The 23,141-nt window shown below is 39.3% G+C and carries 30 protein-coding genes and 1 riboswitch; of the genes, 18 read left to right on the top strand and 12 right to left on the bottom strand.

The genetic code is table 11. The annotated features are described in order from the left end of the window. The first annotated feature begins 146 nt into the window (after nt 1–146). Both BN6556_RS01245 and BN6556_RS01240 read left to right on the top strand, forming a co-directional pair. Nucleotides 147–530 (top strand): OsmC family protein, encoded by a 384-nt coding sequence (locus tag BN6556_RS01245; RefSeq protein WP_078059878.1) that lies wholly within the window; start codon nt 147–149, stop codon nt 528–530. 50 nt (nt 531–580) lie between these two features. Beyond that, on the top strand, nt 581–1,162 hold the full coding sequence (locus BN6556_RS01240; RefSeq protein WP_066186158.1) for a class D sortase: 582 nt from the start codon (nt 581–583) through the stop codon (nt 1,160–1,162). Between the two features lie 43 nt (nt 1,163–1,205). On the opposite strand, the gene BN6556_RS01235 is transcribed toward BN6556_RS01240, so the two are convergent. After that, the gene (locus BN6556_RS01235; protein WP_066186154.1) at nt 1,206–1,892 is read right to left on the bottom strand and encodes an LrgB family protein; all 687 of its coding nucleotides are present in this window, start codon (nt 1,890–1,892) and stop codon (nt 1,206–1,208) included. Then, nucleotides 1,885–2,256 (bottom strand): CidA/LrgA family protein, encoded by a 372-nt coding sequence (locus tag BN6556_RS01230; RefSeq protein ID WP_235817426.1) that lies wholly within the window; start codon nt 2,254–2,256, stop codon nt 1,885–1,887. The genes BN6556_RS01235 and BN6556_RS01230 overlap by 8 nt, the downstream gene beginning before the upstream one ends. 254 nt (nt 2,257–2,510) lie before the next feature. Here BN6556_RS01230 and BN6556_RS01225 point away from each other — a divergent pair, with 254 nt between their 5' ends. Continuing rightward, the gene (locus BN6556_RS01225; RefSeq protein WP_066186150.1) at nt 2,511–2,930 is read left to right on the top strand and encodes an RrF2 family transcriptional regulator; all 420 of its coding nucleotides are present in this window, start codon (nt 2,511–2,513) and stop codon (nt 2,928–2,930) included. A gap of 34 nt (nt 2,931–2,964) precedes the next feature. Here BN6556_RS01225 and BN6556_RS22020 read toward each other — a convergent pair whose 3' ends face one another. After that, nucleotides 2,965–3,132: a hypothetical protein gene (locus tag BN6556_RS22020; protein WP_161485664.1), complete on the bottom strand. Its 168-nt coding sequence runs from the start codon at nt 3,130–3,132 to the stop codon at nt 2,965–2,967. 280 nt (nt 3,133–3,412) lie between these two features. Between BN6556_RS22020 and BN6556_RS01220 the strand changes: the two genes are divergently transcribed. After that, nucleotides 3,413–3,955 carry a GNAT family N-acetyltransferase gene (locus BN6556_RS01220; protein WP_066186146.1) on the top strand — a complete coding sequence of 181 codons (543 nt, stop codon included), beginning with the start codon at nt 3,413–3,415 and terminating at the stop codon, nt 3,953–3,955. A gap of 45 nt (nt 3,956–4,000) precedes the next feature. Continuing rightward, complete coding sequence (locus tag BN6556_RS22705; protein ID WP_066186143.1) at nt 4,001–5,719, top strand: phosphotransferase; 1,719 nt, start codon at nt 4,001–4,003, stop codon at nt 5,717–5,719. Nucleotides 5,720–5,771: 52 nt separating this feature from the next. Here BN6556_RS22705 and BN6556_RS01210 read toward each other — a convergent pair whose 3' ends face one another. The 8 genes from BN6556_RS01210 to BN6556_RS22355 all read right to left on the bottom strand — a co-directional run bounded on the left by BN6556_RS01210 (nt 5,772) and on the right by BN6556_RS22355 (nt 11,295). Then, nucleotides 5,772–6,386, bottom strand: coding sequence for an RIO1 family regulatory kinase/ATPase domain-containing protein (locus tag BN6556_RS01210; protein ID WP_066186137.1), 615 nt, complete (start codon nt 6,384–6,386; stop codon nt 5,772–5,774). Further along, complete coding sequence (locus tag BN6556_RS22590) at nt 6,386–6,511, bottom strand: hypothetical protein (protein WP_262361269.1); 126 nt, start codon at nt 6,509–6,511, stop codon at nt 6,386–6,388. The genes BN6556_RS01210 and BN6556_RS22590 overlap by 1 nt, the downstream gene beginning before the upstream one ends. Before the next feature lie 325 nt (nt 6,512–6,836). Next, nucleotides 6,837–7,925 (bottom strand): HAMP domain-containing sensor histidine kinase, encoded by a 1,089-nt coding sequence (locus BN6556_RS01205; protein ID WP_066186134.1) that lies wholly within the window; start codon nt 7,923–7,925, stop codon nt 6,837–6,839. Then, a complete protein-coding gene (locus BN6556_RS01200) occupies nt 7,912–8,595 on the bottom strand; it encodes a response regulator transcription factor (protein ID WP_066186131.1) in 684 nt (227 codons plus the stop codon). Before BN6556_RS01200 ends, BN6556_RS01205 begins: the two co-directional genes overlap by 14 nt. A 37-nt stretch (nt 8,596–8,632) precedes the next feature. Then, on the bottom strand, nt 8,633–9,256 hold the full coding sequence (locus BN6556_RS01195; RefSeq protein ID WP_066186128.1) for a redoxin domain-containing protein: 624 nt from the start codon (nt 9,254–9,256) through the stop codon (nt 8,633–8,635). Nucleotides 9,257–9,283: 27 nt separating this feature from the next. Further along, entirely contained in the window at nt 9,284–9,874 is a 591-nt protein-coding gene (locus tag BN6556_RS01190) for a redoxin domain-containing protein (RefSeq protein WP_066186125.1), read from the bottom strand. Nucleotides 9,875–9,890: 16 nt separating this feature from the next. Next, nucleotides 9,891–10,649, bottom strand: a complete 759-nt coding sequence (locus BN6556_RS01185) for a cytochrome c biogenesis CcdA family protein (RefSeq protein ID WP_066186122.1) — start codon at nt 10,647–10,649, stop codon at nt 9,891–9,893. After that, the gene (locus tag BN6556_RS22355; protein WP_066186117.1) at nt 10,636–11,295 is read right to left on the bottom strand and encodes a hypothetical protein; all 660 of its coding nucleotides are present in this window, start codon (nt 11,293–11,295) and stop codon (nt 10,636–10,638) included. Before BN6556_RS22355 ends, BN6556_RS01185 begins: the two co-directional genes overlap by 14 nt. A gap of 370 nt (nt 11,296–11,665) precedes the next feature. Between BN6556_RS22355 and BN6556_RS01175 the strand changes: the two genes are divergently transcribed. From BN6556_RS01175 to BN6556_RS01110, 13 genes are all read left to right on the top strand, one after another. Then, a complete protein-coding gene (locus tag BN6556_RS01175; protein ID WP_066186114.1) occupies nt 11,666–12,010 on the top strand; it encodes a hypothetical protein in 345 nt (114 codons plus the stop codon). 423 nt (nt 12,011–12,433) lie between these two features. Then, nucleotides 12,434–13,354, top strand: coding sequence for an Rpn family recombination-promoting nuclease/putative transposase (locus BN6556_RS01170; RefSeq protein ID WP_205410306.1), 921 nt, complete (start codon nt 12,434–12,436; stop codon nt 13,352–13,354). A 223-nt stretch (nt 13,355–13,577) separates the two neighbouring features. Then, nucleotides 13,578–13,679, top strand: a riboswitch (purine riboswitch). 188 nt (nt 13,680–13,867) lie between these two features. Then, on the top strand, nt 13,868–14,941 hold the full coding sequence (locus BN6556_RS01160) for a SulP family inorganic anion transporter (RefSeq protein ID WP_066186109.1): 1,074 nt from the start codon (nt 13,868–13,870) through the stop codon (nt 14,939–14,941). 15 nt (nt 14,942–14,956) lie between these two features. Next, nucleotides 14,957–15,496: a phosphoribosyltransferase family protein gene (locus tag BN6556_RS01155; RefSeq protein ID WP_066186106.1), complete on the top strand. Its 540-nt coding sequence runs from the start codon at nt 14,957–14,959 to the stop codon at nt 15,494–15,496. Nucleotides 15,497–15,647: 151 nt separating this feature from the next. Then, nucleotides 15,648–16,067 carry a hypothetical protein gene (locus tag BN6556_RS01150; RefSeq protein WP_066186104.1) on the top strand — a complete coding sequence of 140 codons (420 nt, stop codon included), beginning with the start codon at nt 15,648–15,650 and terminating at the stop codon, nt 16,065–16,067. Between the two features lie 373 nt (nt 16,068–16,440). Continuing rightward, entirely contained in the window at nt 16,441–16,644 is a 204-nt protein-coding gene (locus tag BN6556_RS01145) for a hypothetical protein (protein WP_066186101.1), read from the top strand. An 81-nt stretch (nt 16,645–16,725) separates the two neighbouring features. Further along, nucleotides 16,726–17,724: a LytTR family transcriptional regulator DNA-binding domain-containing protein gene (locus tag BN6556_RS01140; RefSeq protein WP_161485663.1), complete on the top strand. Its 999-nt coding sequence runs from the start codon at nt 16,726–16,728 to the stop codon at nt 17,722–17,724. Nucleotides 17,725–17,741: 17 nt separating this feature from the next. Beyond that, on the top strand, nt 17,742–18,440 hold the full coding sequence (locus BN6556_RS01135; protein WP_066186099.1) for an ABC transporter permease: 699 nt from the start codon (nt 17,742–17,744) through the stop codon (nt 18,438–18,440). A gap of 112 nt (nt 18,441–18,552) precedes the next feature. Continuing rightward, nucleotides 18,553–18,948 (top strand): fluoride efflux transporter CrcB, encoded by a 396-nt coding sequence (gene crcB, locus BN6556_RS01130; RefSeq protein WP_066186096.1) that lies wholly within the window; start codon nt 18,553–18,555, stop codon nt 18,946–18,948. Next, nucleotides 18,938–19,303 carry a fluoride efflux transporter FluC gene (locus BN6556_RS01125; RefSeq protein ID WP_066186095.1) on the top strand — a complete coding sequence of 122 codons (366 nt, stop codon included), beginning with the start codon at nt 18,938–18,940 and terminating at the stop codon, nt 19,301–19,303. The genes crcB and BN6556_RS01125 overlap by 11 nt, the downstream gene beginning before the upstream one ends. 25 nt (nt 19,304–19,328) lie before the next feature. Then, nucleotides 19,329–19,928 carry a short chain dehydrogenase gene (locus BN6556_RS01120; RefSeq protein WP_066186094.1) on the top strand — a complete coding sequence of 200 codons (600 nt, stop codon included), beginning with the start codon at nt 19,329–19,331 and terminating at the stop codon, nt 19,926–19,928. A gap of 321 nt (nt 19,929–20,249) precedes the next feature. Further along, nucleotides 20,250–21,821, top strand: a complete 1,572-nt coding sequence (locus tag BN6556_RS01115) for a hypothetical protein (RefSeq protein WP_066186091.1) — start codon at nt 20,250–20,252, stop codon at nt 21,819–21,821. Between the two features lie 83 nt (nt 21,822–21,904). Beyond that, nucleotides 21,905–22,621 carry a hypothetical protein gene (locus BN6556_RS01110; protein WP_066186089.1) on the top strand — a complete coding sequence of 239 codons (717 nt, stop codon included), beginning with the start codon at nt 21,905–21,907 and terminating at the stop codon, nt 22,619–22,621. 66 nt (nt 22,622–22,687) lie between these two features. Here the strand turns inward: BN6556_RS01110 and BN6556_RS01105 are convergent. Continuing rightward, nucleotides 22,688–23,141: IS66 family transposase (locus tag BN6556_RS01105; RefSeq protein WP_148436635.1), on the bottom strand; the 454-nt coding region annotated here is incomplete at its 5' end.

Below are 23,141 nucleotides of genomic sequence, written 5' to 3'. Positions count from 1 at the left end.
GTAACAAAAACATGTGACAAGCAAGTCTTTGCTTGCCACACGTTTTTTAATGTAATGATGATAGAAAGCAAATTTATCGATGATTTTCATGAAACTTTCACATAAACAGGTTATTATTAGGTGTAGTTATGAAAGGAGACAGATAAATGCTTACATATTATATGACTGAGTATGGGTTTCAAGTGGATACCGAATATAGAGATCTCCCGGTTTCTGGACAAGGAGAACTTGGTTATCGACCTTATGAGCTGATGATATCATCTATTGTAGGTTGCAGTGGTCTGACGCTTAGAAAAATATTAGAGAAGATGAGGTTTACATTTATCGATATTCATGTGTCAGCCGATATCGTGCGAAACCCATCCGTTGCTAATCGTATTCAAGAACTACATCTAATCTATACAGTTATCTCAAGCAACGCAACGGAAGAAAAGTTAAAGAAAGCGCTGGAATTAATGAATAAAAATTGTGGTATGATTCAATCAGTAAAAGATAGTATGACCATCACAGAATCTATTATAAAAGCATGATATTTTAAAAGGTTAATATTCAAAATAGCGATTTTTGAGAGGTGAATCGGATGCTCAAGCTACTTTCCTGGACACTTATCATGGTAGGAGTTGTTACCTTAGCTTTTGGAGGCTATCAATGGTGGAGTTCCGCTTATAAGGAACAAGAAAGACTCTCTGAAGCGCAAACACTGTTTTCAACAGAGAACCAGAAACGTAAAGATACATCGATAGAAGACGTGTTAGATAGGGGGTACGAAAAAGGGGAAACGATTGGATTGCTGTATATACCTAAATTAGATCGTGAGATTCCCATAGTGGAGGGTACGGATGAAGAAGAACTCGCACAAGGTGTTGGCCATTATCATGATACAGGCTTGCCTGGTCAGAATAAACAAATTCTCCTCTCGGGACATAGGGATACGGTTTTCAGAAATTTTGATCAATTAGCACATGGGGATGAATTCCATGTGAAAATGGAGTATGGAACGTATAGATATAAAATCAGAGATCATGAAATTGTAGCAGCAGACAATACAACAGTGATTGACCCTTCTCGGGAAGATGAATATTTAACTGTCTCAACCTGTTACCCCTTTTCAATGATCGGAAATGCCCCTGATCGTTACGTATTATATGCTTATCCTCAATAACGTCCACGTAGGATTGGAATACAAGTATCAGCTTCAAAATATATTAGATAAACAGTAAGATGACAGGGACAAGTACAGAAACCACTACCGCGCTAATCGTCATGGACAATACACTGATGGCACCTTCCAGTTTGCCGAATTCTAATGATTTGGCAGCTCCCATAGCATGGGAAGATGTGCCGAAGCTCAATCCAATGGCTACGGGGTGTTGTATATGACAGAGTTTCAAAATAAAGGGTCCAAACATGCCACCACTGATTCCGGCAATCATAACAAAAATAGCGATTAATGAAGTGTTTCCGCCAGCGGCTTCGGTAATACTGATAGCAATTGGTGCAGTAACTGATTTTGCAGCAACCGTTTGAATCAGCCAATTATCAAAACCTAATAATTTAGCACCGATAACTCCAGTGACAACCCCAGTCAAACCACCCGCAAATATGCCGGTGCCAATCGCATTAGCATATTTTTTTATCAATGCGAGCTCCTTGTATAGTGGAATGGCAAAGGAAACAACAATGGGACCAAGGAAAAAATCAATCCATTGTCCTCCCATCATATAGGTATTATAAGAGATCCCCGTTAAAGATAAAATTATTACAATGGTAACCATCGATAAGAAAATAGGCAATGTGAATGGACTTGGGATTTCACCATATATTTTTTTCGAAATTCGGTAAAGCAGAAATGTCATCACGATCATAAAGATTCCAATTAGAACATTAGTCATTTGTTATCACCTTGTTTTTTAACATCTGATTCGTCACTATCCCACTAACACCAATGACCAGGCAGGTACTCACCACAATCAACAGGATGATCAGACTCCCTTTCCCAAGGAAGAAATTCAAATATTCCATTACACCAACGGTCACAGGAATAAAGAAAAAGGGAATATCTTTGAGCAAATAATCAACCCCGGTCTGGATTTTGGTTAATGGAATAACCTTCATGACCAATAGTCCAAATAATAAAAGCATACCTATGAGGCTGCCGGGAATAACAAGGGAAAAGAAATCCTGAATGGCTAGTCCTATATAATTAAAAAGAAACAACACACTGATTTGTAACATTATAACGAGATATTTCATCATTAGACTCCATTGTAAAGTGATGATTTGCTAGATATATCATGAGAAATAAAAAAAGTTCATCGCTTTTTTTAGCGTCTTGAACTTTTGATTGATTCGAATCCATTCCATGCCTATATAGTTAGAATGCCTGAGACTAGTACAATTAAAGTAAATGCTGCATATACATTAGGAGTTCCCAATAGATTATCATTTGACTGTTACTTAACGGTGATGCCATAATTATATGTAAAAACTATAAATAATGTGGTGATACAATGAAATTTTCCAAAGGTACCAACTATGCTCTGCACACCATGATTTATCTTGCATCCCAAAATGAAAAGGATACGATAAGCTTACAAGAGCTTGCGGAACAACGAAATGTGCCACCTTCCTATCTATCTAAGATGCTTACCAAACTTGCCAAAAAGGGTCTTGTTGCTTCCTATTCGGGAGCCTACGGTGGTTTTCGACTTGGTAAAAGCGCCAAAGAAATTAGTTTCTTAGATATCACCAAAGCAATTGAAGGTGATTTACCACTTTTTCAAGGATGTGATAAAGATAATGGGGTAGAATGTCTTGTTGAGAACATCATGAAAAACGCTGAAAACGAAATGGATACGTATTTAGCAAATACATCGTTACAAGACGTTTTAAACAAAGTAGAAAAGCATGATCTTGTAGACTCTATATAATAAAGAAGTCAGAAAGATTCGTTTGGTTACGCCATTACGAATCTTTTGTTACGGATATTACTTCTTCTCCAATACATTGATATTCATAATCCTTTATGCAGTCACAATCGTAGAACTTTTTCAGTGCTTCTTTTTCAGAGCTTGCATGAATCTCACGGATATTTTCGCATTCTTTTGTATATATGATTTTGTAGACTGGCATTTACTCCACTCCTTTATTGATTTAATTAATCAACACCTCGAAATGTCTCTGATTAATCTAATATAACATTCTATTTTACGTTTTCATAATATGTTGCTCAGACTTATTTGGATGTCATTTTATTTACCTAAGGTGATATTGAAATTCACCAGTGTTATGACCATTAAGCTGTCATTGTCGAAAATTATTCAGATGGTAGTTTTAATTGTGTCTAGACTTTCCTGCCCCCATCTGATAAAATACTCCCAATTTATCCGTTATGTTGTGAGGAGAGAGGATCATGTTCGTATATAAAATAGATGAAGACTTGTCGTTAAAATTAGTTGAATTAAGAGACAGTACACGGATTTTTTCGTTAACCGATCGTTCCAGAAATTATTTAAGAGAATGGCTTTCATGGGTAGATACGACAAACAAAGAGGAAGATACGATTGCGTTCATTAAAATCTGTTTACAAGGCTTTGCAGAAAACAAAAGCTTAAACGCAGCTATTTTATTTAAAGGGGAGATTGTGGGCGTGGCGGGATTTAATCACCTTGATTGGTCCAATCGCATCGCCTATATTGGTTACTGGCTGGCAGAGGATTACCAAGGGAATGGTATAATGACCAAAGTAGCAAAGGCCTTAACTGATTATGCTTTTAGGGAATTAAAACTGAATAAAGTGGAAATTCGTGCCGCTGCGGAGAATGATAAAAGCAGAAGTATACCAGAAAGACTTGGTTTTACCTACGAGGGGCATATCAGGCAAGCAGAATGGCTATATGATCATTATGTGGATCATGTTATTTACGGAGTGTTGAGAGAGGAATGGGGAAAGTAGCAGATGGAAGTATCATGAAGCGATAAAAACGAGAGAAGGTGTAGGGTGGAGGAGATTGCAGGATACCATTCATTCGTAACGATGGAGCCGATTGATAAGGGCTGGTCCAGTGATAAAAAGTATTACATAGAGACGAAAGATGGGCAGACATTACTTTTGCGTATAGCCGATATTTCCCAATACGATAAAAAAAAGAATGAATACGAATGGATGCAAGAGGTCGCCGCTTTAGGTGTACCCATGTCTAGGCCTGTGCATTTCGGAACTTGCGATAACGATAAGAAGGTCTATTCTCTGTTTACTTGGTGTGAAGGGGAAGATGCTGAAACGGTTTTACCACTTTTACCGGAGACGGAACAATATCAGTTGGGAATCAAGTCAGGGGAGATACTGCGAATGATTCATTCCATTCCGGCTCCTGAAGGACAGGCAGAGTGGAGTGAACGGTTTAATCGTAAGGCAGATGATAAAATAAAAAAATATCAGGCTTGTGGTATCCGTTTTGACGGAGATGATCAAGTAATCGATTATGTGGAGAAACATCGTTATTTATTATCCAATCGACCACAGTGTTTTCAGCATGGTGACTATCATGTTGGTAATATGGTTATTTCAGCTGACCAAACGTTGTCTATTATTGACTTCAATCGTTTGGATATTGGCGATCCTTGGGAAGAATTCAATCGAATCGTTTGGAGTGCAGGAGTTAGCCCTTATTTCGCAACGGGTCAGCTTAATGGCTATTTTGCTGGAAAACCACCTATCGAATTCTTTGAACGGTTAGCTTTTTATATTGCCACAAATGCGCTGGCTTCCGTTCCCTGGGCAATTCCATTCGGTGAGAAACAAATCATGACGTTGAAACAGCAAACAAAGGATATCCTGTCATGGTATAACGATATGAATCAAGTGGTGCCTACGTGGTATTTAGCGGATTTTTATGTGCAATATGTAGACGGTATTTCTTATCAATTGAAGGAACCTTTTGACATGTCTTTTATTCAACAATACGGTAAGGTATTTAAAGTGTTTGATAATCAAGATTCTGGGAATATCTGCTTTGGAGTAGAAAAACATAGGAAGAAATATTTCGTGAAATTTGCCGGGGCGCCAACCGCGAGATATGCGGGTACAACAGATGACGCTATCGAACGATTGAGGTCGATTGTACCAATATATCAAGATCTAGCTCATTCCCATTTAATTAAATATGTTCAGGCAGAGCATATTGGCGGTGGCTTTGCTGTAGTATTTGATTGGGTAGATGGAGAGTGTATGGGCAAACAATATCCGCTGACAAGACGACGATTTATGCAAATGCCGTTAAAGATAAAGTTAAATATATTTGATGATATCCTATCTTTTCATTATCATGTTATTAAAAAAGGTTATGTGGCGATTGATTTCTATGACGGTAGTATTATGTATGATGTTATGGCAGAGAAAACAATAATATGCGATATTGATTTTTATGCAAAAATGCCGTATATCAACAAGGTCGGAAGAATGTGGGGAAGTTCTCGTTTCATGTCGCCAGAAGAATGGCAACAAGGGGCAGCTATTGATGAGATAACTAATGTCTACTTGATGGGAGCAACCGCCTTTGCTTTATTTGCTAATGATAGTAGAGAATGGGAACGCTGGCAGCTTAACAAGGCGTTATATAAGGTGGCTTTAAAAGCTATTCATCACGAGCGCGACCAGCGACAACCATCGATACAGCAATTTATCGAGGAATGGAATAAAGAAAAGACATCATTTTAAGAAAGAAAAAGCAAACTCGTTGTCAGCTTAGGACATACAAGCTTGCTTTTCCTTATCCCCATTTATGATATAGGCGATAGAGTTTGGCTGTTGTATACATGATCCATTTCGGTACTTTTTTTGGAAAGAAGGGACGACAGTAAAGGCGCATATAGCCACGTTTTAAATCATCCCACTGCGTGCAGACTTTCGATTGGGAGAAGCGCGCCACATCAATAATACGTACCTCCCCATCTTTGTTCACGATCAGATTATGCAAATGGATGTCAGAAGGGTTAAGCCCGGCCTCTTTTGCAGTCTGTAAGCCCTGGTCAACCTCTTTCATATAGTGAGGTTTCAAGGGAATTCCTGTTGCGAGGCATTCAAAGAATGTTTTTCCTTCAATATATTCCATCACTAAATAATTGCTGCCTGATTCGTAGACAACTGGGTAATAATGATTACCTTGTAATTTTTCATAGTTTTGTTTTTCCTGCTCTGCCGCATGCTCAAAGGTTGGATGGAAAACTTTGATTATTTTATTCTCATTGTTTATCTTAAAGATCGCAGCACTTCGTCCCAGTCCATAAAGCTGTAAATCAGGGTGATGTTTACGTACTTTTATACGTCTATTACTTTTCGTAAATGACACAGTTGCTGTATAGCGCTCGTACTTAGTTGGTTCCATTACTTTTTGAGTGTACCTTTTCGTTTTGCTAGTTCTTTTTTGATTAAAGGTACGGCGTGTTTACGTGCTTGTCTGATGCCCTCTCTTACCGTTCTCGACTTTAGAAGTTTACTTAGTTTTGACATGTTGTAGCCTCCTTGAAGTTGTGGTGGGCAAAAGTGTACAAAAAGAGACCTTTGCCCACAGTATTGGACAAAGGTCTCGCAAGCAACGGAATCAGTTTGTTGCCAGCAGTGCCGAGGATTTCTCCCGTAATGACGACAGCTGCTATTATGCTACTCCCCTTTGGGATTCATTTCAATCAATCATTTCGTTTATTATATCGGCTTGGCTCCAAGTGTGCAAGTATTACGCAAATGAATGTTATATCAAAGTGGACATTTAATAGCCAGTAATGCTAGGTGCTTCAACGGACTTTGGCTTCTAACGGTTCGTTTATGTTAACAAGCATCATTGTGAGTAAGGTAATGTAAACCAAAAAGTATGCAGATTTCCTTCAGAATAGACACCAATGTTTCCATGATGTCGCTCGATGATTTCCTTAGAAATGGCAAGTCCCAGCCCTGAGCCTCCTAATTCCCTCGATCGAGAAGGCTCTGTTCGATAAAACCTTTCAAAGATGCGCTCCCTGTCTGATTCGGGAATGGTTCGTCCCGGTCCTGTGAGCGACAATTTATATTTGTCAGGGAGCTTTTCTCCTATTATCGTGACTGGCCCAGCACCTTCATAATAACGGATCGCATTATCCAATAAGTTGCTAATAACCTGTGAGATACTGGTGCGATGGACGGTAACGACACCTGATTGTAGGTGGACATCCAATTCCATATTCTCTTCTTGCAGGGACCAATAAAATAGGCCAATGACTTCTTCGATAAAGGCTTTCAGGTCAGTAGGCTCTTTTTCCGTAAATGTTTGGGAGGCTATATCGTCCCATTCTTTTAACTGTTCCATCTGCTCCACTAATGCGGTTAGTTTGGTTGATTCGGCATAGAGCGACTGGTATAGCTTCTCATCGCCCTCGATTACCCCATTTTGTAGGGCGCGTAAATATCCATTCAAATTCGTTAGTGGTGTCCGAAACTCATGTGATAAATCTGATACAAGTTTTTTTCTTTGCTGTTCATTGGTATGTAACTGTTGAACCAGCTCGTTCATGTTATTGGATAACGTTGCAATTTCTCCATTGGTTTTGACGTCAATTGGAGGCGGATACTGACCTTGCTTCATTTTCTGTGTGGATTGAATTAATTCTTTCAATGGCTGAGTCACTTTATTTGTTAGGTAAAAATGTATAAGGCTGCCAAAAAGGATTGTAGAGATACTAAATATGCATAAATATTGAAAAAGCGTCGTCCGAAACTGGTGTTGTCTTTGGTCCGTCATGGCAAGAAGACCATCAGCAAGCGTACAGGCTGTATGATAAATAGCCCAACTGCTAAACGTAACAAATGCAACAATAACGATAATATTGATGAACGTTAGTCGAAATAAAAATGAACTTGGAAAGATATTGCGTTTCCAACTATTCCGTAACAAATTTATACCCCATTCCTCGAACGGTAATAATCCGCTCTGGAGAAGCGGGGTTATGTTCGATTTTTTTTCGTAATTTCTTGATGTGCGCGTCAATGGTACGATCGGATACTAATTTATCGGCGTAGGGATATAATTGGTCAATCAGGCTGTCGCGAGAAATAATGGCATTGGGGTTCTCCATAAAATAATATAACAAATTAAATTCATGCTTGGTGAGCTTGAGTTCTTGATCAAACAGCAAAACTTCCCCTTTTCGCGGTTTAATACATAAACCGTCATAAGCAATTTTTTGACAATATTGACCAGTACGACGTAAAACCGCCTCTACATGCGCTATAAGCTCTTCTGGATGGAAAGGTTTGATCAGATAATCATCTGCGCCTAGTTTTAAACCATGAATTTTATCCTCTGTTCGTGCCTTCGCTGATAACATAATGATGGACACCTCATTCCGCTCTTGCTCACGTATCCATGTACAGAATGCTTCTCCAGACATTTTTGGCAGCATTAAATCAAGGATTACCATGCAGGGGTGACTGGTCATAAATACAGTTTTTGCGGCTTCTCCATCTGCAGCCTCTACGACATCATATCCGGATTTTATTAGATACATCCGGATCAATTCTCGAATCATTTTATCATCTTCTACCACTAATATGGTCTGTTCCATTCTGTTCACCTCTTGCCATTCATCATACCATAGCGGATCAATCCATACCTTCCATCTCTGCTACCATTTGGTTATACGTCAAGGGACCGAAAGTTTTGAATTGAATAATCCCTTCTGAATCAATCATAAAGGAAGTGGGGATTGGCTGTATGGCATAGGTATTTGCTACTTCGATTACCTCATCCAGCAAAATCGGAAACGATAAGCCGTATTCATTGACAAATTGCTGAACTTGCTCCGTATTAGGCTCTGTTTCTGTTAAATTCACCGCCAAAATTTCTATTTCCGTATCCTGATGAAATTTTTCCATATCAGGCATTTCTACACGACAGGGGGGACACCAGGTTGCCCAAAAATTGAGCATCACCTTACTGCCACGATAATCCGATAAAGCTACCGTTTCCCCACTTAATGTTGCCAACTGAAAATCAGGCGCAAGGTTTCCCACCTCTAGCCCTACTGTTGGTTCTGATGCGGTTGTTTCTTTTTGTTCTTCATTTTCTGACTGGTCTGCTGAATCATTGTCCAAGTTCACTCCAGATTCAACTGTTTCTTCTTCGACTGCTTGCCCTGTTGATGCCTCATCCGATGGGAAAACAAACTCATACACGGCCCAGCCTATCATTCCTAACATAATAACAAGCATGATTGTTTTTTTCATTGCTATACACCTCGTATCATAAGTTTGTTACTCCATTCTTTCCAACTGTTGCAGCATTTGATCATGATTCATGGCACCGAGAGAGATGAATTGCGTTCTTCCATTCGAATCAATCATATAGGTGGTCGGGTAGGCTACGACCTGATAAGTATCCAAGACGTCGCCCTCTGGATCCATTAACACAGGAAAGGTCATGTCGAATTCATCGACAAAGTCAGCGACAACCTGCTGCCCACTTTCTGACGCAGTCATATTGACGGCCAGAATTTCCACATCCTTTTCGTCATAGAGTTTTTGCATATCGGGAATTTCTGCTCGGCAAGGTGGACACCAGGTGGCCCAAAAATTAAGAAAAACACGTTCCCCGCGATAATCTGACAATTGAGCCGTATCTCCTTCTAATGTTTTCACCTCAAAATCAGGTGCGATCTGTCCTTGTTCCAGTCCAACTTCATCCGATTCCGTCACTTCCTCAGATCCTTGCTGTAGGGGAGTAGTGATACGATTTCCTTGCAGGTTCTCTTCTTCTGCCTCCTGTTGATTCGAGTTGTTGACAAATGCAAAGATGGCCCAGCCAAACATGCCCAGCATTATTACGATAAAAATAGTTTTCTTCATTATATATTCCTCCTTATCAACCTAGGCGTGATAACCATGTATCCTGTATTAAATCAAGGAAAAAAGTAGAAATCTGTGGCATCCATCCGAAAAATAATACCAGTCCCATGGCAATCATTAGTGCGCCGCCAATTTTGATAATCACTCCACTGTGACGTGCAATCCATTTCGTTGAACCAAGGAAAAAAGTTAACACAATAAACGGCAACGCAAAGCCAATCACATACATGATCGTATAGAATATTCCTTGTCCTGGGTTGGAGGCTGCCAGTAGCAGGATGGAGCCAAAGATCGGTCCAATACAAGGAGTCCAGCCTGCTGCAAAACCTAGACCGACAAAGAAGGTGCCAGCAAATCCAGCTGGCTTTTTGGTGTAATGGAAACGTCTTTCTTTCATTAAAGCTGGTATCGTAATCCAACCAGCCACAAAAAACCCCATAAAGACAATGAAAATACCCGCAATACGTTGGATCAACAGTCCGGAATTCCCGATTAATAATTGCTGCATCCATTGTCCGAAGAAAGAAGCGCTGGCACCCAAACTGATAAAAATTAAGGAGACGCCGAGTAGAAAGAAAAAGGAATGACTTAATAGTTGTCTGCAAATGTTGACATCGTGGTCTCCTTGTAACTCTTTGACACTTATTCCAGTAATATACGACATATATGCTGGGAAAATCGGTAGCACACATGGAGACAGGAAGGACAAAGCTCCTGCTCCCATTGCTAAGAACATACCGATAAGCAGCATCGTATCTGTTTCAATAATTCCCATTAGTAACGCTCCTTTTTTGATAAATAAAAAAACAAACTAACATCGTTATGTAGAATAAACCAATAAACCAGATGTCCATCGTATAACCAAAGCTAGTAATAACTGGCTGTAACAAATTCAAGATAATCATGCCAAACGACCACCCATGTAACAGTAACAATAGCAGTGTTGGAACAGACCATCGCTCCTGTAGGAAAAAATACAAAATAATTAAGCAGGTAAGAAGTGCAAGTTGTGCAACTGCGTTCCCATTATGATGTAACGTAATCTCGATAAATTCGTAGCAAAAGGAAGCGGTCAGGAAAATAGGTGCAAAGGAATTTAAAAAATATAGTAAAGAAAGCTTTTTTTGTTTTTGTTTATACAGGAGTAACAGGGCAATAGAGAACACAGCAAGATAAAGAGCGATGGCATCACTAGGGTAAGCCAGCACCGCTAATGGATCAGAAAGAAAAAGGGAAAAATGCAAGATAATTTTCCAGCCCCATATAAATAGCACCACATTAATTAATTGGGAAATCACTTCACTGATATATTTCTTTTTATGCGCTGCAGATGTGTTTCCCATGATATAAAACAAAAGACACCCTATTAAGAAACTGGCGACCACGCTTCCTACCGCAACGAGCTTACTTGTTATTACCATCAAATGGTTCCTCCATTTCCAAACATCTTCCTATCTATCTTACCCCGCCAATGTGAAAGTTTGATGAAAAAAAGAATGGGAATTAATGTTAGTTGAAGTTGTTTCTCTTCTGAGTGATACATATTCTGAAAACAAATGTAGTCAGTTTAATTTTGGTAGATTGCGTAGGGTGAAAAATATTTAGATATTTATCGTATTCGTGTTTTCAATAGCGACAAGCGCAATATGATAGAGGGAAAATAGGTATATGATGACAAGTTTAGTAGTTTTTGAGTTAGAAAATCAAAAAAAATGGAGATGTAATCGACGTGTTTTTACGCTATAATGGACAGTGATAGATAATAAACACAGCAGGCTAGGAGGTGAAGAAATGAGTAACGAAAACCATCAAGTGATCGACAACGAAGCACTTATGTTAGCAATCAGAGAGCTGTCTAAAGACATTACAGGATTGAACAATAAGATAGACGCGGTAGAAGAAAGATTGAATACGAAGATAGACTCGTTGGATGTAAAGATAGATGCGGTAGAAGAAAGACTAAATAAAAAGATAGATACCGTAGAAAAAACATTGAGCACGAAAATAGATGCGGTCGAGGAAAGATTGGGAGAGAAGATCGATATATTAGATGATAAATTTTCGATATTATCAGATGATGTTGTATCAACCAGAACCGATGTAAAGAGGTTGAAAAAGGCAAGATACACCAGCTGAGATTAATTAGTCACACCGACTGATCAAAAAAACATTATTACATCATTGCAATGAAGAAAACTTGGCTGATGGCAGTCTATCTAAAGTACCAAAAATCACAGAATATAGTGGAACTTGAAATGAAAAAGCTCATAACCAAGTAAACGAAATAAATAGGTTGCTAAATTCCTTATATTGTCTCTACGGATCCCCGCAATAACTTGATCAACAAGGTAATGGCCCAATTCATGAATCTAAACATATAAGAGAAAGAGAAAATATTCAAAGATAATCAAAAATACTACCTGCATGGATTTACTGATCTTTCATTAAAGCAAGATGATCCCATGTTCCGTACCTGTAAAATGGTTTTAGAAAGTTGGGCCTGGTTTTACTTTCGTATCGTTGTTAAAAGACAGATAATACACAGAAGGAAGTGTTCTATTGCTTACCGTACCAATTATCCAAGAAGAAAAAGCAGACTACATGAAGCATGATCGACTGACAAAAAAGTTGATACAAGAGTTTTTTGAAGAGTTCATCGCAGAATTTTTCCCCAACCTTCACCCCTACATTGATTTCTCCGATGTCACATTCCTTGAGCAGGAAGTTTACATGGATTACCTAAAAGGTGACAAGAGGGAAATCGATGTTCTCGCCGAAGTAAAATTACATCATGAAGACAAAATCCTACATATTCACACCGAAGCACAATCCACTCATGAAGCGGATTTCCCCGAAAGGATGTTTCTCTACTTCAGTTATCTATACGCCAAGCACCGCAAACCAATTCAACCCATCGCCGTTTTGAGTTATAATAGAAAAGAAGAAGTACCGACACAATTCAAAATCGATACACCGACTCAGGAAGTACTTCAATTTAGTTATCTAAAATTACAATTAAAACACAAAAACTGGAAAGAATATATCGAATCAAACAACCCGGCTGCAGCAGCATTAATCAGTCAGATGGGTTATGAAGAACATGAGCGTGTCCAGGTGAAACTGGAATTTTTACGCATGATTACTCGGATGAAAATCAATCCGGCGCAACTGGAATTCTTGTATGGATATTTCGAGACGTATTTAAATTTGAGCGAAGAGGAGGAAAAACAAATGATGGAGAAAATGGAAAAGCTTCCAGAAGAGGAGAAAGAAGTGGTCATGCAGCTGCCGAATTCTTATTTTGAGAGAGGGAAAGAAGAGGGCATAGAAAAAGGCATAGAAAAGGGAATAGAAAAGGGGATAGAAAAAGGAAGAAAAGAAATCGCAGCAGAATTACTGGCGAAAGGCATGTCCACCCGTCAGGTAGTAGAAATCACGAAATTAACGGAAGAAGACGTAAAAAAACTTGCAGATAAATGATTGTATCGGAAAAGTGCTATTGTATCAGTAAATGTGAAAAGGGGGCGGTTATGAAACCAGCTCCCTTTTGTCGAAAGAGGAAGAAGATGCGCTTATGTAGCTTTCGAATGAAAGAAAGAAAGGAAAACATTTTGAAATTAATTGCAAAAGGCACTTCATCTATAAAGTTTTTCATTCTTCTTTTGTGTTTTCCATCTTGCCATAACCTAGCAACTATGATAAATTTCATAGAGTAAAATGAAATCATATAATCCTAGTAATAAGGTCTAGGAGTTTCTACGAAGCAACCGATAATTGCTTTACTATGGACGGTGGATACATTGGGAGAGACACAAGTCATTTTTTGTTTCTCATGTTATCTATACAATAGCTTTTGTTATTATCGTCTATCTTAAAAGTAGGCGATTTTTGTATTTATTTTGGTATCATCGCTTTTTGTCCTGTGTATCGAAATTGGTAAATACTCCTATCCATCAAAGAGTATCGTAGAAACGAAAGATAAGGAGAGAAAAGATGGACATATTAAAAGATTTGCTTGCCGCGTTAAGCGGTGTGTTAAACGGACTTCCACAGGGACTATTAGCATTAGCATTTGGTTTTGCTTCTGTTCCGACTGCGATGGCTTTTATTGTTGGTGCATTGGGCAATAGTGTGACAGGTTCCGTTGCGGTGATATCTTTTCAAGCGGAAACAATCACCGTTGCCGGGTCCATGGGGAAAAACATTCGTGAAAGACTTTCAATGATTTTCTTTGGGGCACTAGTCATGTTTCTTATTGGTGCCTTTGGTCTGCTGGAAAAGATTATGAGCTGGATTGGGCCGGTAATCACAAACGGTATGATGGCAGGTGTGGGCATCATGTTAACCAAAGTGGCTTGGGATATGGCCAAGGATAACAAAATTCCTGGAACGGTATCCTTTGCAACAGGATTAATCACCTACATGGCAACCCAAGATCTCGTTTATACGATTACGGTTTCGGTCGTGTTATCGAGTGTTGTTGCCTATTTCACGAGTAAAGAGGAAGAAAAGAAGGTCAACAAGCCATTTGTAAATGATAAGTTTCAACGGCTTCGTTTTGTGATTAATCCGATGGTTATTCGTGGGGCTTTGGCAATGGTCTGCTTAAATATTGGTGCCAATATTGCGTTCGGGAATATTAATAGTTCGATTGCTGCACGGGATGTCAATATCGATGTGCTGGCTATGATCAGTAGCTTGGCAGATATGGCTTCTTCCTTCTTCGGTGGAGGACCGGTAGAAGTCGTCATCTCGGCAACAGCAAGTGCTCCTCATCCGGTATGGGCAGGTGTACTAATGATGGCCATCATGGCGATGATCCTGTTATTTAAATTTCTTCCGAAAATAGGTAAGTATATTCCGACGGCATCGATTGCTGGCTTCCTTTTTGTTTTGGGAGCCATTGTAACACTGCCTGGAAATGCAGAAGCTGCACTACTAGAAGCGGAGGGTTCACAAACCATTGTAGGAGCAATGACGATGGTGATTACCGCAATCACAGATCCCTTTATCGGCATGTTATCAGGGGTTATTATTGAATTTTTGATCCGTTTATTTGGATTTTAGAAAGGGGAGTTTAGATTGGATACCTATACCTTACATATTCAAGGTCTGAATCGAGAATTACCGGTTATACCAGTCAGTGATGATTTACGTATTGCCAGCTTTGTTATCTTGGGTGATACCGAATTGGTTTGTCATGTGGCGCCACTACTTGCGAATAAACTGCCGGAGGTGGATTATATTCTAACCGCTGAGGCAAAAGGAATTCCTTTGATCCATGAAATTACCAGAGTATTAGCGATGGATCAATACATTATCGCAAGAAAAAGTGTTAAGGCTTATATGAAAGATCCGCTTGTCCATCAGGTTAATTCCATCACCACGACTAATGAACAGGTGCTATGCTTAGATGGACTGGACGCTTCCAAGCTACAAGGAAAACGGGTTGCTATTATTGATGACGTGATCAGCACAGGAGAATCACTGCGTGCGCTGGAAGAATTGGCTATGCAAGCAGGAGCAGAGGTCGTAGCAAAGGCTGCGATTCTAGCAGAAGGAGACGCAGCTGATCGGGAGGATATTATCTTTTTAGAGAAACTGCCGGTATTTCCCGGGTAATGGCGGAAGTAAGTTAGTGCAAAATGACGATCTTATCATGTAGAGATCGTCATTTTGTCGTTTGGAATAAATGAAAATTCTTGGTGATTTCTGCTATGCAACGTATAATAGATGATAAGTTAAATTGGTGGTGGATACGGAGGGACATCTTATGAGGGAAGCTATTCTATTACTTGTTGATATCATCAACTATATTCATGATGCAATTGCTGATATGGTTGGCGTAAATATGACAGATAAAGAGTTGCACTTTTGGATATTTGGTATCTTAGGAATGATCACATTCTTTTTTGTTTATGTGGTCTTTAAAATTATTTCGAAAATGAAATGGAGTATTGTGACGCTTTCCTTTTTCTATACCTTTACAGTGATGGTGGTGCTCGCTTTTGCTATCGAAATCCAACAGGCCTATACGCAGCGTGGAAATATGGAGTTTGCGGACGCTGTAATGGGACTGTGGGGGTTTGTTGTCTTCTTTGCCGTGTATGCGGTGATTGCTTTGGTTATCTATGGGGTTATCAAGCTATTAAAAAAAGATCGTAGTGAAAATCGCGGGAGACATGCGCGATAACAGATATGATTTGAAAACAGCGGCTGAATGGCTGCTGTTTTTTGTATTTCTTCTCCATGATAGTAATAACAAATCTAATACCGTTTTATAAGAGAGCATTTATCTTTTCTCACGTATCCGATAATCTGCGTGTGCTTGTTGTCCATTCAACTGTTTTTACAGCTGTTTCACTTTGAAATAAGTACCACTCACTTTAGCACAAGTACCGTTCATGCCTTCTTTTCTTTTATTCACTCGATAAATAATGTGATGATGATCATTCCGCCTTATACTAAAGGCAGAAAATAAAGGAGGCGTTTTATATGGAATGCGTGCAAGCTTTTGAAACAACTGTCGAATTTTCATCCATTTTCATAAGAAGGAACCCATCAGTATGAAAAAATGGATACAAATCGTTGTGTCACTTATTATGTTACTGCTGGCGATTATTCCGTTTTTGGTCATTTATGATGGGTTATCTCAAGCTTTACCAATACTTCCAATTTATAAGGTGCCAGGTTGGATGATTCCCGGTGGTTTTCTTTGTATAGCTGTTATCATCGTGTTTTCTTTCTTTATAAAAGGAAGAGAAAAGTAAGACGATACTTTTTCTTATTGTTTTATTCCCTGTTTTTGCGCTATGATGAAAGAAATAAGCATTGCAAAAAGGAGCATATCTATGGTTTTCTCTTTTAACCAGCTAATAAAAGTGGAGCAAAACACCGTACTTTTGCCAGAATTGAGCTTGTCCGTGCCCAATGGTGAGATTATTGCTGTTCAGACAGAAAATGAATATATCCAGCACGCTTTTGACTTGTTCAATCATCCACAACAGATCAAAAAAGACATGATTACCTTACCGGAAGCTGGTTTTCAATCAATCTATCTGTATCAGCAAACGGATGGTTTATACAAACGTTTAACCGTCCAGCAAATGTTGCGTTTTTGGAGCAAATTGTACGGACAACAAGCAGATATAGAGCAAATTTTGAATCTGTGTGAGCTACAATCGTGTGTGTCCAAGAAAACGAAACAGCTGACACTGTCGGAACAGCGCCGGCTGCAGTTAGCGCTGGCGCTTATTCAACCAGCTGAAGTCTACATTTTTGAGGATCCTTCGCTGATGTTAGATTTACAATCGAAGCATGTCCTTCATCATTTGCTGGTATACTTAGCAAAACAGGGTAGAGCTGTTCTTCTTTTTACCACAACGTTAGAAGAAGCGATTCGACTGGGAAGTAAGGTTTATCGTTATTCGGCTCGAGGTGTACATAAAGTGGAAGAGGACACAGGAGAGGTGGGAGAAGAAATACAGGAGGAAGAGACGGCAAGCACACAGGTGCAGTTGGAGAAAATAAGTGCCAAAGTGGAAGATAAACTGCTTCTTTTTCATCCTTTGGAGATCGATTACATCGAGGCGCGTGAAGGACACACCTTTTTGTTTGTTAATAATGAGGAATTCGCCTCCTCTAATACGATTAAGACGTTAGAGGAAAGGTTGTCACCATTGGGTTTTTTTCGCTGTCATCGTTCTTATTTGGTTAATTTACAGCGGGTGCGCGAGATTATTATTTGGAGTAAAAACAGTTACAGTTTGAGCTTGGATAATCCATCAAAAAGTACGATACCTTTATCCAAAGCGAATTACAGTAAGCTGAAAGAACAAATTCAATTATGACAGAGAGGGAGAGACTAATGGCTGTAAAACAATGGAAGGCTTTAATCTATAAAGATATGTGTGATTTGCGCTGGAATGGACAGATTCTTTTTAATATGATGTCTTCGATCGCTTTTGTAACCGTGTTTTCATTTATTCCGGGACAGCAGCTGCAACTATCGTTTCTCATCGCCTTTATCCTCTTGATGTTAACCATGTATATGCAGGGAAATATGGTAGTGGAGGAATATGAACAAAAGACACGCCGCCGACTGTCGCAAGCAAATGTCTCATTCAAGATAATGTTTCTAGCTAAGATGGCTATCACTTTTATGATCACTTCCATCGTGTTAATTGCCTTTTTCTTCTTTCATAGTGACCGTTTATTAGCCTGTATCAGCATCTATTTGTTGACACTGCCTTTGATCATATTAATACAGCTTGTAGGATTGATGTTAGGAATAAAAACGAAAAATACGATCGAACTCAGTATGTATGGTATGCCTATTATGCTACTCTATTTCTTTGTCGAAGGACTACTGATGAATAGTAATCAACCAGATGAGTGGAAATGGCTCGCCGTCCTTCCCAACTATCATCTCCATCATGGGATCGAACAGATTCAATTACAGCAGCCTTTCATGTCTTCACTGATTGTACCTCTTATTTGGATGGCAGCCGCTATTTTATTATTTGTCTGGTGGTTTCGTAAGCAACGTCATCGCTTGATAAGCTGATAGTGAGGGGATGAATGCAAGCAACCCTTGTGACGTACTAATGAAAAGGGATATAATGGTGAAAGAATGAGTGCAGTTATGACATTGTAGAAGGTGTGAAAGTTGGGGTAAAATGTATTATCTATTACTAATGATCTTCGGCATGCTGGGTGCTACCTCCAGATATGGCTTGGAATTGTTTATCAATGCTGGGAGTTTTCCATTAGCTACTTTGATGATTAATATATGTGGCTGTTTTTTGCTCGCCTTTGTCACTCGTTTTGTAGTGGAATTGCCATTTATGTCACCGAAAGTCACTTCTGCCATTGGAACAGGCTTTATCGGTTCGTTTACTACTTTTTCTACGTTTGCATTGGAATCGGCAGAGCTGATGCAAGCTGGTGCCTATCTTAGTGCGGCGGGTTATATCTTAGCGAGTTTGTTTGGTGGTTTGGCAGCAACTTTATTAGGTTATCAGATCAGTCAAGTGCTACTAACATGGAAAGAGGGGTGGCGTAATGGTGCTTAATGTTATGTTGGTTGCGATTGGTGGGGCGTTTGGTGCATTAGCTCGAGCGCTAATGACAACCTGGCTCAAACGAAAAGCAAGTTCGTCTTTTCCTACGCCTACTTTTCTGATTAATATGCTCGGATCTTTTTTATTAGGTATACTCACTAGCTTAAGCCTTGGTTCAGCGATGGCTCTTTTGCTAGGCATGGGGTTTATGGGTTCGTTCACTACTTTTTCTACTTTTAATGTTGAAAATATGGAATTGTTGCGTGAAGAAAAGTATAAAGTCTTTTTTAGCTACATAGGTGCCTCTTATCTGGTGGGAATTGTTGCCTTGTTTGCAGGGTTAGCTATTGGTATCGTGTTAAAATAGTTTTTAATGTAATGGAGGTAATAGGATGAAAGTATTATTGATTGGAGCTACCGGTACGATAGGCTCTATTGTAGAAAAAGAAATGAAAAATGAGGCCGAGATTATTACGGCAGGGATTGATCAATCAGACATCACCGTAGATTTGACGTCTACAGAAAGCATTCAACAGATGTATGAGCAAGTGGGCGAGGTCGATGCGGTGGTGAATACAGCAGGAATAGAACATTATGGATCATTGCAAGAAATGACACCCGAACAAAATCAAGTCGCTGTACAGAGTAAACTGTCTGGACAAGTGAATTTAGTTTTGCTTGGCATGGACGCTGTAACCGATCGGGGCAGTTTCACTTTAACAACCGGTATTCTGATGGATGATCCGATTGTAAAAGGAGCCTCAGCCGCAATGGCGAACGGTGGTGTACGTGCTTTTGTTCAGTCCGCTGCGATTGAAATGCCTCGCGGGATCAGAATTAATCATGTCAGCCCGACGATCCTGGAAGATTCAGTCGAGAAAAATGGTCATCTGTTCCAAGGCTTTGAATCGGTCTCGTCAAAGCGAGTTGGCTTGGCTTATCGTAAAAGTATACTAGGGGCACAGACGGGTCAAGGGATTTATGTGTATTAAATTAATACAAAATAGAATTAGTTATTGTATATTCGTTGCAGCGAAATTCATGCCGATTAGGTATTTCGCTGCAACTTTTTGTTGGTAAATTATAAATGATTTTATTGTGAAACTTATGATGAAAATGAGATTTTAGCGCAGGAAAATATAAATGTCTTCGCTTGAAATCTTGTTTTGAAGCGCTGAAAGCCCAATCTATCCTTTAGCTATTTGTGTATTGATTAAAAAAGAGAACGTATATTCCTGGTGAAATATAAATAGTTCTAGTATAATGTCAATTAACAAAAAGTTGGAGGGAATAAATTTAAGGAGGAGAGCAAGATGGGTATTTATATTTTTATGGATGTGTTGCCAAATGAGATCAAACAGGAGGATTGGGAAGCGGTCTATGAAGAATCGTTGGAATTGATTCGTGCCTATCCGTTTTTGAGTAGGGAAGTCGACAGACATACTTATCAGGAAAATTGGGCATATGCCTTGCACACGAAAGAAAAGGAATTGAATCAGTATCAAAAAGGGTGGCATCTGATTGGCGATTATCCAACGATGCAAGGTGCGGAATCTTTTATTCTTTACCGTAATATAGAGAACTACCGATATAGTCATCCAATGAAGAAGGCTTGTCCTGATATTTTAGCGAAATTGATTAATAGAGAAGTGTTTTACCAGGAGAATGAGAGGCAAATTCCTGTAGATAGTGTCAACGTGTTTGATGGAAAAACGCAAGGGTACCCCCATCACAACAACCTGCTGGCCATCGCTTGTCTGTTTGAATGCAGATTTCCAGAACACGTCGTGGTGAGAGGGGATATCACCATCGGTCAAATGAATAAAGCGGTGAAATGGGCCAATACCGTACTAAAGCAGCCGATTCAAATAACAGAGCGGGCAGATAACGAGAAGTTAGTGAAACGAATAAACCGGATAGTGGAAGATGAGCAGAGCACGTTGCAGGCATTTATGTCGTTAAATTTGCAAGCAGAGGATTTTCGGCTGGGAGAGATGATAAGAAGGCAATTTAATGATGAGGTCATCACCAGCTATTTTACCGAAAGATTTAAACAATTAGATGTAAACACGATGGGATTTCGTAGTTCTTTAAGCCATTTTTTAAATTTAGGTTTTCCTATCGAACAGGCCTGTGAAATCTGCGTACTTGATGAAAAAGGCTGTCAGTATGATGCAAAAGACTTTGCGGAAACCGTCTTATCCCTGGAGTGGAATGATGGAAAAGACCGACTTGATGATGAGATGATAGCCTACAACCAACCAGGAAAGGAATCTCCTGAGACTGTTTATTCACAATTTGGTAAGATGATGATGCAGATGACAGGGGTTACAGAGCGTATGAAGTCTAACCTATCATCTGAAGAAGTGACAGTTATTTTAGATCATAAACTAGGTGAACAAGTGGATGTGAAAGCGATTTCGAATGCGGAACAGAATAAATCAACTGATACCGCTGGCAATGCTTTACTTGAACTGTTATCCGATAATTTAGTAGAAATAGAAGAAGAATTAGAAGATAGATTTGATATTAGTGATATCGATTATTTGATTTTGTGGAAAGAAGGGGATAGACTGCATCCAAAAATCGAGAAGCGGTTAAACAACCTAAAAGATTTCATTATGGAAATGCAAAAGAATGAGAAAGAGACGTTCGACAGGTTTAATGGATCGTCGGACCAAGACAAAATAAACTGTCTGATCCAATCGAATCGTTACTTTCTGATACGAAAAGAATGCTGGGATTATTATATAGAAAATATCAACCAGACGCATTTGATGAATGTCGTATTTAGTATTTTGGCGATAAAAGCAGACGAGATAAAAGTGAATAGTTTGTGTAAGGCCATATTGAATAATCGAGGTTTACTTGAAAAATACTTTTAGAGTTTGCTCAAAGGTCTGCTGCGAACCTTTTGGAAGTTCTCCATAAGGTTCGCTGTTATTACAATCATTAAAGGAGGATCTAGATGGGTGTTTATATTTATATGAATGTACTGCCAAATGAGATCAAACAGGAGGATTGGGAGGCGGTTTATGAAGAATCGTTGGAATTGGTAAGGGCTTACCCTTTTTTGGATGATAACGTGGACTGGGATTCTTATGAGGAACCTTGGCAATACGGGATTTACTCGGATGAAGTAATATTGGATAAAAATCAACTAGGGTGGCATATATTTGGCGATTATCCAACAATGATGAGTGCAGAATCGTTTGCTATTTACCGGGATATAAAAAATTACCGAAAGATAACGCAATATAATTACGGAAATAAAGATCAGGAGAATGTCAAATGTCGGGATATTCTAGCTGTTCCCCTTAATAAGTATGTGCTTTCTAACGAGCTTGAAATACCTATAGATAATGTCTATGTTTTTGATGGCAAGACGCAGAGATTCCCTCATCATAAATACGTATTAGCAATCGCTTGTTTATTTGAATGCAGGTTCCCTGAATATGTCTATGTGGATGGGGATATATCGACCGAAGAAAAAAATAATGCAATAAATTGGGCCAATACTATATTAAATAAATCGATTCAACTAACCGAACCGCTTAGCAATGAAACATTGCTGAGGAGAATAAGAAGCATTGTTAAGGATGAATCTGCCGTATTAGACGCGTTCATGACTTTGCCTGTTCGAAGAGAAAGTTATAGTGTAAGCGATCAATACTCAAGTGTATAGAAAAATCCCCAACCCTGCGATAAACTGTTCTAGAAAGAGGAACAGAAGGGTTGGGGAGATTTATCCTTATTTCTTGTTTCGTGGCTTTGGCAGCGTTCTTTCCTGGCAACGTTCTTTGACGTGGGAACGCCATGGCAAATAAGCCTTCCAATCTTCCTCATTGGTTAAGGTGGGAAGGTTAGGAAGTTCTTCGAGTAAATAAGTGATATATTTTTCGGGAACGAGGTTATTTTGTTTCGCTGTTTCGATGATACTCATGATAATCGCAGCGGCTGTCGCTCCTTCATAGGTGGCGCTGAATAACCAGTTTTTTCTTCCCATCACGAAGGGTTTGATGGCGCGTTCGGCTCGGTTGTTATCAAGCGCTAGTTTCGCATCTTTCAAGACCGTGCGAAACGTGGACTCGTATGTCAAAGCATACTGTATCGCTTCGCCTAACTTGCTGCCGGATAAAGGATCTTGTTCCCGTAACCAATCAAAAAAGGCATCCATTTTGGGTTTCAAGATGGTTTGGCGTTTC

Source organism: Gracilibacillus timonensis, assembly GCF_900086715.1.
GTDB lineage: Bacteria > Bacillota > Bacilli > Bacillales > Amphibacillaceae > Gracilibacillus > Gracilibacillus timonensis.
The sequence above is the reverse complement of the archived record's forward strand: the minus strand, read 5'-3'. Positions and strand labels throughout refer to the sequence as shown.

Bases quoted from the DNA above. Each gene is read 5' to 3' on its own strand.
- BN6556_RS22020 (WP_161485664.1), bottom strand. From the start codon at position 3,132: ATGCCAGTCTACAAAATCATATATACAAAAGAATGCGAAAATATCCGT.
- BN6556_RS01220 (WP_066186146.1), top strand. From the start codon at position 3,413: ATGTTCGTATATAAAATAGATGAAGACTTGTCGTTAAAATTAGTTGAA.
- BN6556_RS01140 (WP_161485663.1), top strand. From the start codon at position 16,726: ATGGTTTTCTCTTTTAACCAGCTAATAAAAGTGGAGCAAAACACCGTA.
- BN6556_RS22355 (WP_066186117.1), bottom strand. From the start codon at position 11,295: ATGGTAATAACAAGTAAGCTCGTTGCGGTAGGAAGCGTGGTCGCCAGT.
- BN6556_RS01110 (WP_066186089.1), top strand. From the start codon at position 21,905: ATGGGTGTTTATATTTATATGAATGTACTGCCAAATGAGATCAAACAG.
- BN6556_RS01115 (WP_066186091.1), top strand. From the start codon at position 20,250: ATGGGTATTTATATTTTTATGGATGTGTTGCCAAATGAGATCAAACAG.
- crcB (WP_066186096.1), top strand. From the start codon at position 18,553: ATGTATTATCTATTACTAATGATCTTCGGCATGCTGGGTGCTACCTCC.
- BN6556_RS01185 (WP_066186122.1), bottom strand. From the start codon at position 10,649: ATGGGAATTATTGAAACAGATACGATGCTGCTTATCGGTATGTTCTTA.
- BN6556_RS01210 (WP_066186137.1), bottom strand. From the start codon at position 6,386: ATGGAACCAACTAAGTACGAGCGCTATACAGCAACTGTGTCATTTACG.
- BN6556_RS01195 (WP_066186128.1), bottom strand. From the start codon at position 9,256: ATGAAAAAAACAATCATGCTTGTTATTATGTTAGGAATGATAGGCTGG.
- BN6556_RS01225 (WP_066186150.1), top strand. From the start codon at position 2,511: ATGAAATTTTCCAAAGGTACCAACTATGCTCTGCACACCATGATTTAT.
- BN6556_RS01160 (WP_066186109.1), top strand. From the start codon at position 13,868: ATGGACATATTAAAAGATTTGCTTGCCGCGTTAAGCGGTGTGTTAAAC.
- BN6556_RS01190 (WP_066186125.1), bottom strand. From the start codon at position 9,874: ATGAAGAAAACTATTTTTATCGTAATAATGCTGGGCATGTTTGGCTGG.
- BN6556_RS01245 (WP_078059878.1), top strand. From the start codon at position 147: ATGCTTACATATTATATGACTGAGTATGGGTTTCAAGTGGATACCGAA.
- BN6556_RS01175 (WP_066186114.1), top strand. From the start codon at position 11,666: ATGAGTAACGAAAACCATCAAGTGATCGACAACGAAGCACTTATGTTA.
- BN6556_RS01125 (WP_066186095.1), top strand. From the start codon at position 18,938: ATGGTGCTTAATGTTATGTTGGTTGCGATTGGTGGGGCGTTTGGTGCA.
- BN6556_RS01235 (WP_066186154.1), bottom strand. From the start codon at position 1,892: ATGACTAATGTTCTAATTGGAATCTTTATGATCGTGATGACATTTCTG.
- BN6556_RS22590 (WP_262361269.1), bottom strand. From the start codon at position 6,511: ATGTCAAAACTAAGTAAACTTCTAAAGTCGAGAACGGTAAGAGAGGGC.
- BN6556_RS01240 (WP_066186158.1), top strand. From the start codon at position 581: ATGCTCAAGCTACTTTCCTGGACACTTATCATGGTAGGAGTTGTTACC.
- BN6556_RS01200 (WP_066186131.1), bottom strand. From the start codon at position 8,595: ATGGAACAGACCATATTAGTGGTAGAAGATGATAAAATGATTCGAGAA.
- BN6556_RS01120 (WP_066186094.1), top strand. From the start codon at position 19,329: ATGAAAGTATTATTGATTGGAGCTACCGGTACGATAGGCTCTATTGTA.
- BN6556_RS01135 (WP_066186099.1), top strand. From the start codon at position 17,742: ATGGCTGTAAAACAATGGAAGGCTTTAATCTATAAAGATATGTGTGAT.
- BN6556_RS01230 (WP_235817426.1), bottom strand. From the start codon at position 2,256: ATGATGAAATATCTCGTTATAATGTTACAAATCAGTGTGTTGTTTCTT.
- BN6556_RS01145 (WP_066186101.1), top strand. From the start codon at position 16,441: ATGAAAAAATGGATACAAATCGTTGTGTCACTTATTATGTTACTGCTG.
- BN6556_RS01150 (WP_066186104.1), top strand. From the start codon at position 15,648: ATGAGGGAAGCTATTCTATTACTTGTTGATATCATCAACTATATTCAT.